Source organism: Pseudomonas agronomica (genome assembly GCF_025917275.1).
GTDB classification, from domain to species: domain Bacteria; phylum Pseudomonadota; class Gammaproteobacteria; order Pseudomonadales; family Pseudomonadaceae; genus Aquipseudomonas; species Aquipseudomonas agronomica.
Genome location: NZ_JAOSHO010000653.1, coordinates 1 through 2,368 on the forward strand (window position 1 = coordinate 1; position 2,368 = coordinate 2,368).

At 62.1% G+C, this 2,368-nt stretch carries 3 protein-coding genes and 1 pseudogene; all 4 read left to right on the plus strand.

What is annotated here, in order from left to right; all coding sequences use genetic code 11:
- On the plus strand, nucleotides 1–230 hold a 230-nt coding region (locus OC610_RS25770), incomplete at its 5' end, for a helix-turn-helix domain-containing protein (protein ID WP_264431851.1).
- Nucleotides 227–598: a hypothetical protein gene (locus OC610_RS25775; protein ID WP_003179080.1), complete on the plus strand. Its 372-nt coding sequence runs from the start codon at nucleotides 227–229 to the stop codon at nucleotides 596–598. The genes OC610_RS25770 and OC610_RS25775, both read left to right, overlap by 4 nt.
- The gene (locus OC610_RS25780; protein ID WP_264431855.1) at nucleotides 599–1,000 is read left to right on the plus strand and encodes an SEL1-like repeat protein; all 402 of its coding nucleotides are present in this window, start codon (nucleotides 599–601) and stop codon (nucleotides 998–1,000) included. It abuts the gene before it with no gap.
- A 210-nt stretch (nucleotides 1,001–1,210) separates the two neighbouring features.
- Nucleotides 1,211–2,368: pseudogene (locus OC610_RS25785) on the plus strand (type IV secretion protein Rhs); the annotation flags it as partial.

Consider the following 2,368-nt stretch of genomic DNA (forward strand, 5'->3'; position numbering starts at 1 on the left):
AGGCAAACGTCTCGCATGTGGCGGCACCCGACCAGGTTCTCCCTGGTCTGGATCAACTGCGCAGTCTGCGCGAAGGGAAGGGCATCGCCATCGAGGCGCTGGCCCGCACGGTAGGCATCAGCCCGTCTTATCTGGCCATGATCGAAAGCGGTGAGCGTCAGCCCGATGCCGCGATCAAGCGCAGTCTGGCCTGGGAACTGACGGTGCCGGGGTGGAGGGATGAATCGTGAGTGTACGCATCAGTCGGCAACATTGGGACGGGTTGTTGGGTGAGCTGGACCAGGCGCGCCGCCAGCGCCATTTATTGACATACCGCGCCCTGCTGGAGCGCTTGCAACTCCCCAGCCCGGCCATGCAGACCTTGACCGCGGCGCTTGAACATCTGGCGGCGCTGGATGCACGGGCCGAACAGCCGCTACGCAGTTCGTTGGTCATCAGCCAGGGCGCCAGCCGTTTGCCGCGCACCGGTTTCTTTGAATGCGTTGAGCGTCTTGGACGTTTTTCCGGCCCCTCCGACGGTGTGGCCGCCGCGTCCTGGCATGCTTCGGAAGTGGTCCGAGTGTTCGAATACGAGTACCCCGAATCGGCGGAGGCCTGAATGCTCTGGCGCATCAAGGCCCGGGCCGCCTACTGGCTGGCTCGCCGGTTGTTTCATTGGTCATGGTTCGTCCGACAGCCACGCGGCTGGTCCTGGCTCGAAGGTCAATTTGCCCGCATGGCGAATTTGGGCGACGTCGGTGCCCAGAGTTTCTATGGTCATATCCTGACGTTTCGCGGCCAAGGCCTGGGTGCCAGGGAAGAGGGCGTTCGTCTGCTGCGATTGGCTGCATTGGCCGGTGATGGCAAGGCCGCCTACCAAGTGGGTGTCATCAGCCTCGCTGGAACCCCCACCAAAGCGCCCGACCCGTTGGAGGCGGCGCGCTGGTGGACCCTGGCCGCGAAGGCTGGACACCCGTTGGCCGACATCAAGCTCAAGGCGCTCCACGACCAGAATCCATAGCGTTATCTACAGGCTGTCTGGCCCGTGTTCTTTCCTGGCCCAGATGGGTCTGTAGGGGCAATTAAAGAATTGTCCTACGAGCTGCGTCTCCTTACCTGACTTATTTCTCCTGCCGTCCCCGGCAAAGTCTCGCGTTTCCCGATTCCACGCGAGACGTTCTTCCATGTCCGACCGTTTTTTCCTGCTGCCTCATGGCCGAGCCACGTCCTGATGGATCAGGTGCGCCGAATCGAGGAAGCACTCGACGACTTCAAAAACACCCTTCCTCTCTACCGCGAGCAGCTCGAAAGCTGGTACAGCCGGGCTGCGGACCGGGCCAGCCAAGTAGCCGACCTGCCTTCACTGATGGGTATGGAGCGGTTGATTCGTTTCGGCGAGGGCACCACCGCTGTCAGCACCCAAGACAAGGATTTTTTCTCGACCGTCGCCCAGTGCCCGCAAGGCGGGATCATGACGATCGAGAGCAAGCTCGAGTCGGTGTATGACATCCCGTTGGGCGATATCGTCGTCGATGTAGTGTCGATGGACACGGGCGAAGTCACCCCTGTCACGCTTGATGCCCAAGGTATTGGGACATTCAAGGGCGAGGCAGGGCGGTCCTATCGGGTTCACGTCCAAGGCGACGTATCCCCCAAGCAAATTGACGATCTGTTTTCTTCCTACGACGGCTTGAGCTCCGATCTGACGGACTGGCTGCGCGGTGAGTGGCGGGGCTTCAAGCCGCAATGGGCCCAGCAGTCGCTGGCGACTTCGGCGGCAGCGGTGGGTAACGGCCTGCTCGCGGGTGGTTGGGCGGCGATCGAGGGCGTGTGGGATGGCATCGGTTTGCTGTCGGACATCCTCAAGGATCCTTCCCAGTTTGGCGACCGGTTGGGCAGCAGTGCAGCCGACCTGGCCAATCTTGCCGAGTCGGCGCCGCTGGTCATGGCGAAGCTTCAGTTGCTGGTCAGTGACGAAGCGGCGCTGTGCTTGCTGGTGCGAACCGCGATGCTTTGGCTGGAGATGCTGCCACCCAGTGAGTTGGCGGGCGGGACGGCTGCGGCAGTAGCCTCGATAGTCGTGCAGTTGGCGATTGATCTGCTGATCGGTGTGGTGCTGACCTTTGTCGGTGCGGGAGCGGGCATTGCCTATCTGACGATGCGCTTGTTCCGGTACGGCGCACGGCTGCTGGACGCGGTAAAGCGTTTTATCAGCGCCATTTTCGCCCTGGTCAACGGCTTCATGGGCTACGTGGACCGCTACAAGGCGGTGGCTGCGCGGGGCATCGCGGCGGGTGTGAAGAAAGGGCGGATGCAGTTGCGTTGGGACGCGCAGCGCAACGCCACGCTGAAAAAGCAGGAACACCACGACGACGCCTCCACCCAATCA

What these genes read in the sequence shown, in the direction of transcription:
- OC610_RS25780 (WP_264431855.1), top strand. Translation starts at nt 599, where the DNA reads ATGCTCTGGCGCATCAAGGCCCGGGCCGCCTACTGGCTGGCTCGCCGG.